The sequence below is a fragment of the Arthrobacter sp. NPDC057388 genome (assembly GCF_042668165.1).
GTDB lineage: Bacteria > Actinomycetota > Actinomycetes > Actinomycetales > Micrococcaceae > Arthrobacter.
Map to the genome: position 1 here is coordinate 45959 of NZ_JBHVBL010000010.1, position 12581 is coordinate 58539.

Annotated in this window: 14 protein-coding genes; 3 read left to right on the forward strand and 11 right to left on the reverse strand. The window is 60.9% G+C overall.

The genetic code is table 11. From position 1 onward, the window contains the following. Positions 1-102: 102 nt before the first annotated feature. The 4 genes from ACFUTU_RS07100 to ACFUTU_RS07115 form a co-directional block, all read right to left on the reverse strand. The gene (locus tag ACFUTU_RS07100; protein WP_377962563.1) at positions 103-828 is read right to left on the reverse strand and encodes a winged helix-turn-helix transcriptional regulator; all 726 of its coding nucleotides are present in this window, start codon (positions 826-828) and stop codon (positions 103-105) included. Between the two features lie 191 nt (positions 829-1019). Continuing rightward, positions 1020-1799 carry an MBL fold metallo-hydrolase gene (locus ACFUTU_RS07105; RefSeq protein ID WP_377962566.1) on the reverse strand — a complete coding sequence of 260 codons (780 nt, stop codon included), beginning with the start codon at positions 1797-1799 and terminating at the stop codon, positions 1020-1022. A gap of 37 nt (positions 1800-1836) precedes the next feature. Then, a complete protein-coding gene (locus ACFUTU_RS07110; protein WP_377962569.1) occupies positions 1837-2259 on the reverse strand; it encodes a PAS domain S-box protein in 423 nt (140 codons plus the stop codon). 148 nt (positions 2260-2407) lie between these two features. Continuing rightward, positions 2408-2935 carry an Lrp/AsnC family transcriptional regulator gene (locus ACFUTU_RS07115; RefSeq protein WP_377962572.1) on the reverse strand — a complete coding sequence of 176 codons (528 nt, stop codon included), beginning with the start codon at positions 2933-2935 and terminating at the stop codon, positions 2408-2410. A gap of 92 nt (positions 2936-3027) precedes the next feature. On the opposite strand from ACFUTU_RS07115, the gene ald reads away from it, so the two are divergent. The 3 genes from ald to ACFUTU_RS07130 all read left to right on the forward strand — a co-directional run bounded on the left by ald (position 3028) and on the right by ACFUTU_RS07130 (position 5535). Next, positions 3028-4143 (forward strand): alanine dehydrogenase, encoded by a 1116-nt coding sequence (gene ald, locus ACFUTU_RS07120; RefSeq protein ID WP_377962575.1) that lies wholly within the window; start codon positions 3028-3030, stop codon positions 4141-4143. Positions 4144-4211: 68 nt separating this feature from the next. Further along, positions 4212-4469 carry a hypothetical protein gene (locus ACFUTU_RS07125; RefSeq protein WP_377962578.1) on the forward strand — a complete coding sequence of 86 codons (258 nt, stop codon included), beginning with the start codon at positions 4212-4214 and terminating at the stop codon, positions 4467-4469. A 571-nt stretch (positions 4470-5040) separates the two neighbouring features. After that, positions 5041-5535, forward strand: a complete 495-nt coding sequence (locus ACFUTU_RS07130) for an HtaA domain-containing protein (protein ID WP_377962581.1) — start codon at positions 5041-5043, stop codon at positions 5533-5535. Between the two features lie 218 nt (positions 5536-5753). Here ACFUTU_RS07130 and ACFUTU_RS07135 read toward each other — a convergent pair whose 3' ends face one another. From ACFUTU_RS07135 to ACFUTU_RS07165, 7 genes are all read right to left on the reverse strand, one after another. Beyond that, entirely contained in the window at positions 5754-6518 is a 765-nt protein-coding gene (locus ACFUTU_RS07135; RefSeq protein ID WP_377962584.1) for a type 1 glutamine amidotransferase, read from the reverse strand. Between the two features lie 147 nt (positions 6519-6665). Next, positions 6666-8453: a helix-turn-helix domain-containing protein gene (locus ACFUTU_RS07140; RefSeq protein ID WP_377962587.1), complete on the reverse strand. Its 1788-nt coding sequence runs from the start codon at positions 8451-8453 to the stop codon at positions 6666-6668. 1 nt (position 8454) lies between these two features. Then, positions 8455-9615, reverse strand: coding sequence for an NAD(P)/FAD-dependent oxidoreductase (locus ACFUTU_RS07145; protein ID WP_377962590.1), 1161 nt, complete (start codon positions 9613-9615; stop codon positions 8455-8457). After that, positions 9612-9848, reverse strand: a complete 237-nt coding sequence (locus tag ACFUTU_RS07150) for a ferredoxin (RefSeq protein WP_377962755.1) — start codon at positions 9846-9848, stop codon at positions 9612-9614. Before ACFUTU_RS07150 ends, ACFUTU_RS07145 begins: the two co-directional genes overlap by 4 nt. Positions 9849-9853: 5 nt before the next feature. Beyond that, positions 9854-11047 carry a cytochrome P450 gene (locus ACFUTU_RS07155; protein WP_377962593.1) on the reverse strand — a complete coding sequence of 398 codons (1194 nt, stop codon included), beginning with the start codon at positions 11045-11047 and terminating at the stop codon, positions 9854-9856. Further along, positions 11044-11784, reverse strand: a complete 741-nt coding sequence (locus tag ACFUTU_RS07160; RefSeq protein ID WP_377962596.1) for a gamma-glutamyl-gamma-aminobutyrate hydrolase family protein — start codon at positions 11782-11784, stop codon at positions 11044-11046. Before ACFUTU_RS07160 ends, ACFUTU_RS07155 begins: the two co-directional genes overlap by 4 nt. Position 11785: 1 nt before the next feature. Continuing rightward, entirely contained in the window at positions 11786-12559 is a 774-nt protein-coding gene (locus ACFUTU_RS07165) for an SDR family NAD(P)-dependent oxidoreductase (RefSeq protein ID WP_377962600.1), read from the reverse strand. Between the last annotated feature and the right edge of the window lie 22 nt (positions 12560-12581).

Consider the following 12581-nt stretch of genomic DNA (forward strand, 5'->3'; position numbering starts at 1 on the left):
GTGTTTAAATGACCCTACTCTCCCCTGGCTGAGTGGTGTAGTCCTTGTTTGGCGTCCTTCAGTTGCATCCGAAAAGAGGGGAACAGCAGTGGGGCACTGACATCAGGAAGCTGCCCGGGGAGCGAACCAACCCGAGAAGCCCGCAGCCCACTCGTCCGGGCCAACAAATCCAATGGAGCCCAGCTGCCGTGCGTCTTCACAGCGGCGAAGACCCCACCAGAGATCGTAGAGGACCCGCGGGGCGACATGGATCTGAAGATCCGGGATACGTTCTGAGCGGCCGATACTCGAGATCGTCCTGCTGTTCTCTCTGCAGATCCAACCTTGAAAGGGAGCTCCCCGGACATTGTCGAACTCAAACGCCAAAACCATCGACTTCCGGGGCAGGGAATCCGCCAGAAGGCTGCGGCCCATATGTTCGAGCAGTGTGCCAAGCCCTGCCCGCAGGTCATTCTCAAAGGGTGCCTGCCACTGGCTTGCCCAGAGGCCGAGCGACTCCAAGGTCTGCCGCAGCCCGTAGCCGACCGGCGTCAGTCTGTAGCGCCGTGAGCCGCGGGGACCGGTTTCATCGTTGCGAATGACAAGCTCGAGTTGGACCAGCCGCTTGAGCCGCTGGGAGAGCAGCGTCCGGGAGAGATCAGGCAGCGCCCGGGACATATCATTGAAGCCCCTTTCACCGCCGAGCAGTTCACGCACGATCAACAGGGACCAGCGATCGCCCAGCAGCCGCAGCCCTTGCGATATGGACCAGTAGTCGGCGCCCAGGCTTCCTGCTGCGTTTGCCAGTTCGTCGTGTTCCCGGGTGAATTGCTCTGCAATGGTCGTCATCGTCCCTGGGCTCCAAGCGGTCGGTGAGTTGTGCTGCCGCCATTCTTCCTGACTCATTGGGGGGTTGTGTGTGCGCCGCGCACATAACTCAATCCCACGTAGTCATGGCCGGCCTTTACTCGCTCCGCCTTTAAACGCAGAATCGAAGGTTGGCAGCTAAGCGTCCAACCTTCGATTCTGGGGTCCGGTTGCTAGAGCCGGATGTCGGCAGACTCTCCGGGCTTCAGGGCGATGAGGAGGTCGTTAAGACCAGCGTCAGCGAAAAGCTTGCTGATCTGGTCTGCATTTTGACTGAAATGTTCCCATGAGTCTTCGTGCACAGGAACGACCTTCTTGACCCCCATGATCTTGGCCGCTTCGAGGGCGCGGTCATTGCTGAGGGTGATGTACGCGCCGTCTGCAATCACGTCGAATTTGGCACCGCCAACGAAGAGTACGGCGATATCAATGGCTGGAAAACGGTCCGCAATTTCGCGCACAATGTCCAGTTCGGAGTTGTCGCCGCTGATGTATACGGTCGGCATGCCCTCGGCCTCGAGGACGAATCCAATAACGGGCCCGAGCGCGTCCCACACGCGCTCCGGGCCATGATGCGCCGGCACTGCCGTGATCTTCATCTGCCGTCCATCGGGAAGTGCAACGGTATGAGTCTCGTAGTCGCTGATCCCGAGGACATTGGGGCCGAAATTCTCCGCGGCCTCTGTCGTTGTGAGGGCAAGTGGCACCATTGTCAGGAAACCCCGGCCCGCTACGTCCAGATTGTCGATGTGCTCGTGGGAGGCGAGAGCCAGGTCAACCTGGCCAAGTTCCTCGGGGGTGGCGCTGGGGCCGAGCTTCTTGGTGACGGGCCCGGCGATCGGGTGGTGGTAGACCTGGGGAGAATCGAAGGTAGGGTCAGTGATCATCCGGTAGCCGGCGATCTCCAGGAGCAGAGTGGGCCCTCCAATGAGGGTTACTTTGACGTCGTCCATGATTTTCAGTCCTTATCGGGGCAGGGCGGCTAGGGTTTCAGCTCTTGCTTATCATTTGAGCGGTGATGTCTTCCGCCCCGTGCAGGACGTAGACGAGCTTGCCCTCACCGTCGAAAGCCGGAGCGTTCAGAGGCTGGAACCAGCGGGGCTCGAAAATCCCGTCTGAGTTCTCGATGTCGTAGCGAACAGGCGGAAGAATGTCGATCTTGCCCGTCTCCACGACACGCTCGATGGAGCTGCGCAGTATCTCTGTGCCTTTGGCGTCGGGGTTGTCCGGGTTGTCCGGAAACGCATCAAGAATGTCCTTACCGACGATTCCCTCACGGCTCTTTCCCGTAGATGCAAGGAACGAGTCAGTGGCGGCGACGATCGTTCTGTCGGGGGTCACGATGATGTATTGGCTCGGAAGACTTTCGAAGATTTTCTGAAAGTCGGGGTTACGTGCATCTGAGGATGACACTTCGACTCCTTTCCCTGATGAGCGACTTTTTCGCGTCTCGTAATGCCATTGCAGCAGGTGGGGCCGTCCTCCACTAGTGCAAGACTTGGACCGGAACTGCCCATAGCCTTCCCGGCCTGGGCAGCTGCTGCGGTTTGTCTTAGGCAACCTAGAGTCCGAAGGCGGTTCCGTGGCCGTGTTCAAACACGAGGTTGGTCTGCGTGCCTGCGACGGCGGGATTCGATGACAGATGGTCCAGTACGAATTGACGGATGTGCTCGGTGTTCTTGGCCGTGATGTGGATCAGGAAATCGTCTGCACCTCCAAGTACGAAGAATTGTTTGATTTCGGGCAGGTCCCGCAACTCGTTCCCGAAGGCGTTCATCAGATGCCGGGCGCCAGGCCTAAGCCGCACGCTAACCAAGGCCTGCAGGGGCAGGCCCATCGCTTCGGGGGCGACTTCGACGGTGAACCGCTTGATCACCCCCGACTCTTTGAGCGCCTTGAGGCGGGCGAGACATGTTGACGGCGCAAGCCCGAGAGCTTCCGATAACGACTGATTGGTGCGCCTTGAATTATTGGACAGCAGGCCCAGAAGCTTCTGGTCGACTTCGTCCAAAGTCACCTGTTGCAGTTTCTGCGGGTCCGACACCTTGTAACGCTCCTCACAACGCAGAGATTGACTGGTTACATCCATTCTGCCGCAGATCCTGCGGCGAAAGCCCAACTTTCTGCACTTTCTGTCATTCTTTTGCCCACAAGCTTTAATCCCATCAGAAGGCATGAAACATGATCATCTCCGTCCCCAAGGAAATCAAGAACAACGAGTTCCGCGTCGCCATTACGGCCGCCGGCGTGCACGAATTCAAAGCAAACGGCCACGACGTGCTCGTGGAAACCGGCGCCGGCGCTGGTTCCGGCATCAGCGATCAGGAGTACGCACTCGCCGGAGCCGAGATCGTTCAGACTGCAGACGAGGCCTGGGCCCGGGCCGATATGGTGATGAAGGTCAAGGAACCCGTCGCATCCGAATACCGCCACTTCCGCGAAGGCCTGCTCCTCTTCACCTACCTTCACCTCGCGGCGGAGCCCGCACTGACACAGGCGCTTGTCGACTCCGGTGTCACGGCTATCGCCTACGAAACCGTCCAGGAAGGCCGGGCCCTGCCGCTGCTCGCACCGATGTCCGAGGTGGCGGGGCGGCTGTCCGTCCAGGTCGGTGCGACCTCGCTGATGGCGCCGGCCGGCGGCAAGGGTGTGCTGCTTGGCGGCGTTCCCGGCGTCCGTCCCGCCAAGGTTGTGGTCCTTGGTGCAGGCGTCGCCGGCACCAACGCCGCGGCTATGGCGCTGGGCCTGGGCGCCGACGTCACCATCCTGGACATCAACATCAACCGGCTGCGTGAGCTGGACGCCCAGTACCAGGGGCGCCTGAAGACCGTTGCGTCCAACTCGTATGAGATCGAAAAGTCAGTAATCGACGCAGATCTCGTCATCGGCTCCGTCCTGATCCCCGGCGCCAAGGCCCCCAAGCTGGTGACCAACGAACTCGTGGCCCGGATGAAGCCCGGCTCGGTGCTCGTGGACATTGCCGTGGACCAGGGCGGCTGCTTCGAAGACACCCGACCCACCACGCACCAGGAACCCACTTACAAGGTCCACGACACCATCTTCTACTGCGTGGCCAACATGCCCGGCGCCGTTCCGAACACGTCGACGTACGCGTTGACCAACGTTACGCTCCGTTATGCGCTGGCCTTGGCCAACCACGGCGTCAAGGGCGCTTTCGACCGGCTCCCCGCTTTGGCTGGCGGTCTGAACGTGGCGGCAGGAAGGGTCACTCACAAGTCTGTCAGTGATGCCCACGGGCACGCCCTCGCCGACTGGCAGGACCTCGTAACTGTTTAGTAGGACAATCGGCCGTGTCTGCCCGATGGAGGGCAGACACGGCCCGCTTCACAGGGAGGGCACTTCGCATGGCATTTCACCTGCAACCCAAATGGCAGCCGCTGATTGGCCAGCTGGTCATCGATAAACTTCATGATGAGGAGATCCGCCGTGGAGTTGTCGATGCAGTCACCGATGATGATCAAATCCTGTGGCTCGACGGTGACGGCGCCGAGCCCCGCCGCCTTTTTCATCGGTCAGACGGTTTCAACGTGTGGATCGACTACAAGTGGGAAACGGATAGGCCCAGCCTTAGCGCTGGCTTCCAGCCTGCGGCTGCACCATGAGGGGCGGCCAGCCCAGCACGCCTGAACGCGTACATCATCAGGAACGGGTTCATAGTGACTATGAAGTGGCAGGGGCCATCATCCGGCTCCGTTCCCAGCGAGTCCATGGCGAACCCTCAGGTGTTCTTGTCACCTGGCACAGCCCCTGGTCATACACCCTTGAGCTCTGCCACCAGATTCCTCCCGGACTCGTCTACGAGTGCCTCGCCCCCTGAGCAATTGAACATCCCAGTCCAATTCAGAACCGGTCTCACTGCTCGCGCCCCTCAGCGCCCCTCCCCGCAGATTCCTCTCACCGGGTGACCGCGGCGCCGGTTGACCGTGGCGCCGTCAATGCCCCTCCGGCAGACTCTCGATATCAAAAGACGGGTCGTCTCCGGGGTCCACGGTCCACATGGATGGGCACCAGGCACACGGCCGATACGAACACTGTGCCCGCAGTACATGTCGATCATCTGAACCGGCGCGAAGATGGTCGAGTATGAACAGCCGGTAAGCCACTCCCGTTCCTGGTGTGCGGGAGCGGGAGCACCACCGGCCGTGTGCAACCTGGCAACGATGAAGGAACCTGATGTCCGAACTTACTGTTGAAAGAGCAGATCTCGGCATGGCCTGGGCGGTGAAAGACAGCTTTGTCCGGTATGTGCAGTCCATGCGCGATGGCCGCATACTCCTGCGCGAGGGTGCCGCCGTGACCAATACCCGACAGTTCTATTTCCCGTTCAGAAGCCTGGACCTGTCCGACGGGGAGAATTTTGTGCTCCAGTTCGGCGGGGAGGTCCGATTCCTCGCCCATCATGGACTCATGTCGGTCTCCATCAGTTGCCCGAAGATCGAAGTCGGGCCCGACGGGGCATACCTGTCCATCGAGCAGGGAGATGAAACCGTGCACCTTGCCGAACTCAGGCTGCCGTCGGTGTCGGTGGAAGACGGCGTCAGCACGTGGGCGGATATCCAGGTGGCACTGACCGGCCCGGGCGCAGCTGTCTTCGCAGACAGCTACTCAGCCGGAGAAATGATGGCACCGCTGACCATGAGAGCGCCATCGCTCGTGAAAATACCGTAAAGGCCGTTCCGGAAGAAACCTGTGGGCACGCTTTGGGTGCCAGAATTACGCCTGAAAAGACGGTGCCTTCCCCGGATCCCATTTACCCGGTGCACTCAAGCGCTGTGGCGGCCGCGAACGACGTGCCGCAGGCTGACTTGCAACCCCGGCAGGAATCGAAGCGCCGGCTGGTCCGTTACCCGTCCATGCTGCGCCCACGGCGTCGCCGCAGATGTTGGTTACTGCGAAGCCACTGTTGCGGTTGTTCGGATCAGGTGGGCGAAGCGTCGCGCCATTGCTTCGGTATGCTCCCTCACGATCCGGTCCTGATTCTCGAACGCCTGCATTCCACTGCTTGCCCGCTCCATGGACACCTTGTCATTCTCGTTAACCAGAGACAACCACCGGCGGTAGACCGCCGGTGACAGTTCCGGGTGAAACTGAACGCCCCAGGACACCTCGCCTACCCGAAAAGCCTGATGCGGATACTGCGCCGTCATCCCAAGCCAGACAGCCGAAGGTGGTAGTTGGTCGATCATGTCCCCGTGCATGGCCCCGGCGAAGAAAGGGCCCGGCAAACCGGCCATCAGGGGATCATCCGCAGCCTCGGCCCGTAACGCTACCTCTACGACTCCCGCCTCCAGGCCCTGGTCACCCCTGGTCACGGTTCCCCCGAACGTCTGCGCCATCAGCTGCGCTCCGAGGCAGATCCCGAGCGTGGGCTTCCCCTGGCTGGCCGCGGCTGTCATAAGGCGCCGGATGTCGGCAAGCCAGTCATAGACATGGTCGTCCAAGGAGCTCATGTCCCCGCCCAGAACCACCAGGGCGTCCGCCTGGAATAATTCCGGGATCTCCTCGTCCTTGAAAGGCTGGACCGTTCTCGTGCTTATCCCCTCGTCGTGCAGCCACGTGCCGAGGCGGTCGATCGGACAGTAGGGATCTGGCTGGATGACGAGGGCCTGCAGTGTGCCGGCGTCTCGGGGCAGATCAGTCTGGAAGGTCATGTTCGAATTCCTTGTCGGGCGGTCGGGGTTACTAATACCTCAACGTAGCGAACAGCATCGCCGTGACCGCAGTGCCAATTGCACATTGAGATCCAAATGTGTGTGCTTGCCCGGCGCCTGGCGTTCTTGCTCCGGCGGCGGTTGCTGTCACTGAAGAACAGCGCGGTGGCCTTCCCTCATTGACAGTCGCGCAGCAATACCGGTGGGAAGCCAGTCCCCTGCTTCTTCGAATGAATGACCGATGAGCTGCTCCACGCGCTGGAGGCGTTGCCGCAGTGTGTTGCGGTGGATGTGCAGTTTCGACACGGTATCGGCAATGGATCCTTTATTGGATAGGAGCATGGCGACCGTTTCGGCCAGCTGGGTTCCATTTTCCGCGTCGTAGTGCATGAGGGACCTGAGTTCAGCGAGCACGTCCCTGATCTCTTCAGACATCCCTTCTCCAACAAGGGGCAGTTCCTGCAGATGTTCTATTTCGCTGAACGAGGTGACCCGTCGCCCGGACGTCCTGGCTACCAATTCTGTCCACGCCAGTGCGGTCTCGGCGTCTGAAAGTGCAGGCTGCAGAGAGGCGACGTCGCGCGCCAGTGGTCCGATGCCGGCGAAAGCTGAGACGCCGCGGTGTTCGTCGAGCTCAGAAAGAGTTGTCTCCAGCTTCGTCTTGATCTCTTCTCCTGAACCGGAGGGAGTATCGATAAAGAGCAGGCTAAGGGGTCCCTCAGTGAAGACCAGGGAGCGGGAGCCCGCCAGTTCCTGGAGGTAGGGGGCGATGCGCCGGGACACAGCATCAGAGTCGAATTTCAGCCGTTTCACCCGCACCAGGACAGGCAGAGTTCGGCCCTTGGACCAGCCTGACTCTTCAAGAATGCGGGCGAATGTACTCGTTCCGACGCTTCGCAGCAGGCGTGAAGCGTGGGATGAACCTACCGATTCCAGTTCTACTGCCTCAAATAGGGCGGCCAGCTGAGAGCAAATGGCGCTAAGCCGGTCAAGTTCCCTGTTGGAATAGCGGCGCGGGCGGTAGCAGGTCACGATGCCCCGGGTGCTCGTCAGACCGAAGGAGACAGATATCCGCTCGTGCCCCGCGAAGTTGGATTCAATGAATTCGGACGTTGCTGTCCGTGAATGAGTGGTTCGGACAATGCTTCCGCTTCGCTCGCCCTTGTCCATTGCAATGGCGGTCGGCGGCGACGTGGCTGGGCCACGGCCGAAATATTCGATGACGCAACCGTCGGAGCCCATGTGCTTGAGAATCGACTGCGCGGCCACTTGAGCGCATTGGAGAACCGAAGTGGCGGAGTTGATCGGGAAATCGACGAGGAAATGCGCTGCTGCGGACTGACGCCGCAAGTCCTCAACAGTCTCAGCCTGCAGCAGGCCGCTGGCAAGCAGCATGCCCACCTCGTCAGCAATCAGCTTTGACTCCCAGGTGAAGGTTTCCTCGGCATAGGACCAGAGGCTGAACACGCCCAGGAGCGTCCCGGTCGGAGCCACGATCGGGACTACCAGCATCGAATTGAAATCTTCTTCCTGCAGTTCGCTGATGCTGACGAACCGCGGATCCTGCTGAATATTTTTGTTAAGGACAACTGACTGCCGGGTAAGCCCTACCCAGCCGGTTACCCCCTCGCCGAGGCGAAGGGTAACCCTTCCAACTTGCTGGCTTTGCACGCCAGCCGTGCCTGCACGCATGACCAGGACCTGTTCCTGTTCATCCCACAGGTAGACGAAAACCCCTGCTGAGTTTGTTGCCCTGGCTACCAGATCCACTGCCCGTTGAGCAAGGGCGAACGGATCGGGTCCTTCCATCATTAGCTGCGTGAGCTCGGACAGGGTATCTGCCCGGAGCTCTGCTACTTGGAGTTTCTGGCGATAGTCAGCGGGCAGGACCTCATTCGGTTGCGAGGCCGCGGGCTCAGCAGGGGTATTCACCATTTCAGCTTAGAAGGCTCATGCCCATGGCGGCCCGACTGAACTGCCTTGGCGCGTTGACGCCGATCCAGGCAGCCTCTTCCTCCGCCGATCCGACCCGATATAGGGCGGCGTTGCGTTCCTCCGCAGCATACACCTGTACTAGCTCGCCTGCCGGCGGAAGCATGCCGTGCACCTGGACCTTTCGACCGAACTGCTCCGTCCACCCGTACGGGGCCTGTTCCAGCTCGGTGGATTGGAAGCCGGCAAAGTACTCAGCCAAGGCTGCGCCATGCCGTTGGGCCTGGGTCCAACTCTCGAACCGCCGATAGCTTCCGTCGTCGGCACGGCGGGCCGAAACATCTCCGATAGCGAAGATCCCGTCAGCGATTTCGCCGGTGGTCAGTAAGGCCTTCCCGTCCGCAGTGCAACGGACTCCGTTGGAGAGGTCGAGCCCGCTGTAGGTCAGCCATTCCGTGTTGGGCCGGGCGCCGACAGCGCTGATGACCAGGTCAGCCTGCAGGTCAAGGCCGCTGACGCTGACTGTCCAGTGGGCATCCGCCTTCTGAATGGATTCCACCGCAACTCCAAAGTGAGTCACAACACCGGCCTGGTGCATCCAGGCCTTCGCCTCTTCCCCCAAATGTCCCGAAAAGAAGCGCTGCATGGGTTGCGGAGCCAAATCCACTACCGTGACGGCAAGCCCGCGTTGGGCCAGCGTGGACGCCAGTTCCGCACCGATGGTTCCGGCGCCGATGATGATGGCACTGGCAGCCCCTGCATCCACGGCGGTGCGCAGGGCAAGGGCGTCCTGGGCAGTTCTTAGGCTGAGAACGCCCGTCGGCTCATTCGGCAACCGGATTGAGCCAGCTCCTGTTGCGATGACGACCGCGTCAGCCGCTACCTCTCCGAGCTTGTCCAGCAGGATCGTCCGCTTGTCGGTGAGCAGCCCGATCGCCTTTGCGTTGAGGACCGGCGTAGCCTCCGGCCACCACTCGGCAGCCTCTACCGGACCAGTGCCAAGAAGAAACTGCTTGGACAGCGGAGGCCGGTCGTATGGCGCGTTCGGATCTGAATCTATGACGATGAATTCGCCTGCAAAACCCAGCTCGCGACTGCGTTCGATCAGCATCGCCGATGCAACCGAAGCACCAACAATCGCTACCCGCTCCGGCAGATGTGTCACGACGCCGAAACCTCTGAGGCCTTCTCGCCGGCCTCGCTCGTTTCCCGTTCCAGGATTGCCCGTTCAGGGCAGTTCCGGATGGCCTTACGGACGTTGGGCTCGTCACCGCTGTTTTCACGGCCGGGAATGACGTGGGCGTAGCCTTCCTCGTCAATCTCGAACGTTTCAGGGGCCAGAGCCCAGCACCGGGCGTGGCCTTGGCAACGCCCTCCGTCAACCCAAAGTTCTCCCATAGTGATCAAGCTCCAATCTTGAGGGTCAGCGGGCCGACGCCGTGCCACGGTTCGTCGTCATTCGCCCGTTCAAAGTGAGGGACAGCCTTCAGGAATTCCTCCATGGCGATAACCATTTCGGCGCGGCCAAGGTTCGATCCAAGGCACCGGTGGATACCTCCGCCGAAGGCAAGGTGGCGGTTGTCTTCACGGTCAATCTTGATTTCGTTCGGTTCTTCGTAGACCTCCGGGTCACGGTTGCCCGCACCGAAGACCAGCACGACGCGTTCTCCGGCCTTGATCTCCTGGCCCCGGACAACAGTGTCGGCCTTGGCCGTGCGGGCCATGGCCTGGACAGGAGAAAGCGTCCGCAGGAACTCCTCGGCAGCTGTGGGGATCAGGTCCGGGTTCTCACGCAACTGCTGCTGGGCCTGCTGGTTGCCGGCAAGGTACCAAAGGGCAGAACGGATCGCCCAGGCAGTCGTGTCCAGCCCGGCCAGGAAGAGCAGGTAGCAGTACGACAGCAGCTCCTCGCGCGTGAGCTTCCGGCCCTTCACTTCCGCTTTCAAAAGCTGGGTGATCAGATCATTGCTGGCCTCGGCCTCCGGTCCGGCTTTTTCCCGTTCGTCCAGAAGGCGGTCGAAGTAATCGTTCAGCTCGCGTCCGGCCGCGTATGCCGTTTCCGGATGCGCGGTCCGCTCATAGATGATCTCGTCGATCCACCGGTCGAAAATGGGCCAGTCCTGCTCCGGATATCCGGCCAGCCGGCTGAAGATGATCGTCGGCATCGGGCGGGCAAGTTTCGCCGACACATCAACGACGTCGCCTGCCGCAAGAACCTCCTGGCACAGCTGCCTTGCAGTCTCCCGCATGCCCGGCCCCAGCTTTGAAACGTTCATGGGAGTGAACATCGGAAGCAGGATTTTGCGGAAATCAGCGTGGGTCGGCGGATCGATGTCAATAGGAATCAGGGGGACATCCGTGCCGAACGCCGGAAGGAGCATCGAAGGTCCGACAGCGAAAGTGTCCGGGTCCTGCTCCGCATTGAAGATGTCTTCGCTCTTGGTGATGTACCAAAAGCCGCCGTACTTGTCGCTGTGACCGACAGGACCATTGGCGAGCATGTCCTGGTAATCGTCGAAGATGTTGTCGAGGGCCCGTCCGTGGAAGTCAAAGTCTGACTTGTTGTGGCTGAGCCCGCGCTCGGTTTCTGTGCTCATGAGAATTGCTCCTGAAGTAGTTGCTCTGACTGTGCGTGCGCCGCGGCCTTCTCCACGAGATCCACGAAGAGAGCCTTCTGGGCTTCGTCATAATCGACCATGTGTTCGGGATGCCACTGCACTCCGATCAGGCTGGCATCATCGGCTTCGATTGCTTCGATGACATCACCCTCCCGTCCCACGACACGAAGGCCCTTTCCGAGCCTACCCAGGCCCTGGTGGTGATAGCTGTTCACCGGGATGCTCAGGCTTTTGGCGATGCGGGCAAGTTCGGAATCGGGTTCCAGTTGCACCCTGTGCCATGGTTCGTGTGACGGGTTGTCCTGCCAGTGGCCCCGGTCCGGGCTGACCTCCTGAACGAGGGTTCCACCGCGAATCACATTGATAAGCTGCATCCCCCGGCAGGTCGCCAGGATGGGTATGCCACGGAGCATGGCCTCGTTGTAAAGCTCGATTTCGAAGTCGTCTCGGATGTCGCATACGTCGTAGACCGTGTCGATCGGGTCCTCGCCGTACAGCCGGGGACTGATATCGCCTCCACCGGTGAGGATGAGCCCGTCGAAGCCGTCAAGCGCCCCATCGGGAATTGTTGCCGAAGAGGGAAGAATGGCAGGGCGTCCTCCCGCGGTCAGCACACCATTGGCATAGGCCATGTTCTGGACTGTCGAGGGCATCGGGCCAAACGCGGTGTCGACGGTTTGTCTGGCCGCTGAAATGGCGATGAGGGGGGCCCGCATGTCAGTACACCAGCCAACCGCCGTCGACGTGGATGGTGGTACCGGTCACCCAGCTGGCCTCGTCGCTGGCCAGGAACGCGACAGCGTTGGCAACGTCGGATGGCCGGCCGATCCGTCCGAGCGGCGTACGGTCGAGGAGGAACTTCACGGCTTCCTGGTTTTCCAGGACGGATTTGGTGAACGGGGTCTCGATGAAGCCGGGGGCGACAGCGTTGACGCGGATCTTGGAAGCCGCGGTTTCGATGGCCAAAGCCTTCGTGAACATCAGGAGTGCACCCTTGGAAGCGTTGTAGTGCACCTGGGGATGCCCGCTGCTGGCGATGACGATGTGGGCTTCGACAGAGGTGATGTTGACGATGGCGCTGGTTGAATCGTCGCCACGGGCGGCGGCGCCCTTCTCCAGCAGCGGTCGTGCCGCCTGGCTGACCAGGAACGGTCCGGTTGAGTTTACGGCGAAGACCTGGTCCCATTCGGCTACGCCGAGGTCGTCGAAGTTGCTGCCCTTGACAATGCCTGCGTTGTTGACAAGGGTGTCCAGCCGGCCGAACTTCGCGTCGATCTCGGCCATGCCGCTGTGGACCGAGGCTTCGTTGGCGACGTCCATAACAACAGGAACCATCTCCGGGTGCTGGGCGACCAAGCGCTCGAGGGCAGCCTCGTCACGGTCGAGGGCTACGACGGTGGCGCCCTCCTTGAGCAGCTTTTCTGCGATTGCAAGGCCGTTTCCGGACGCGGCTCCGGTGACTGCAGCGATCTTTCCGGGGTGAGTAGTCATTGTGTGCTTCTTTCTGGGTATG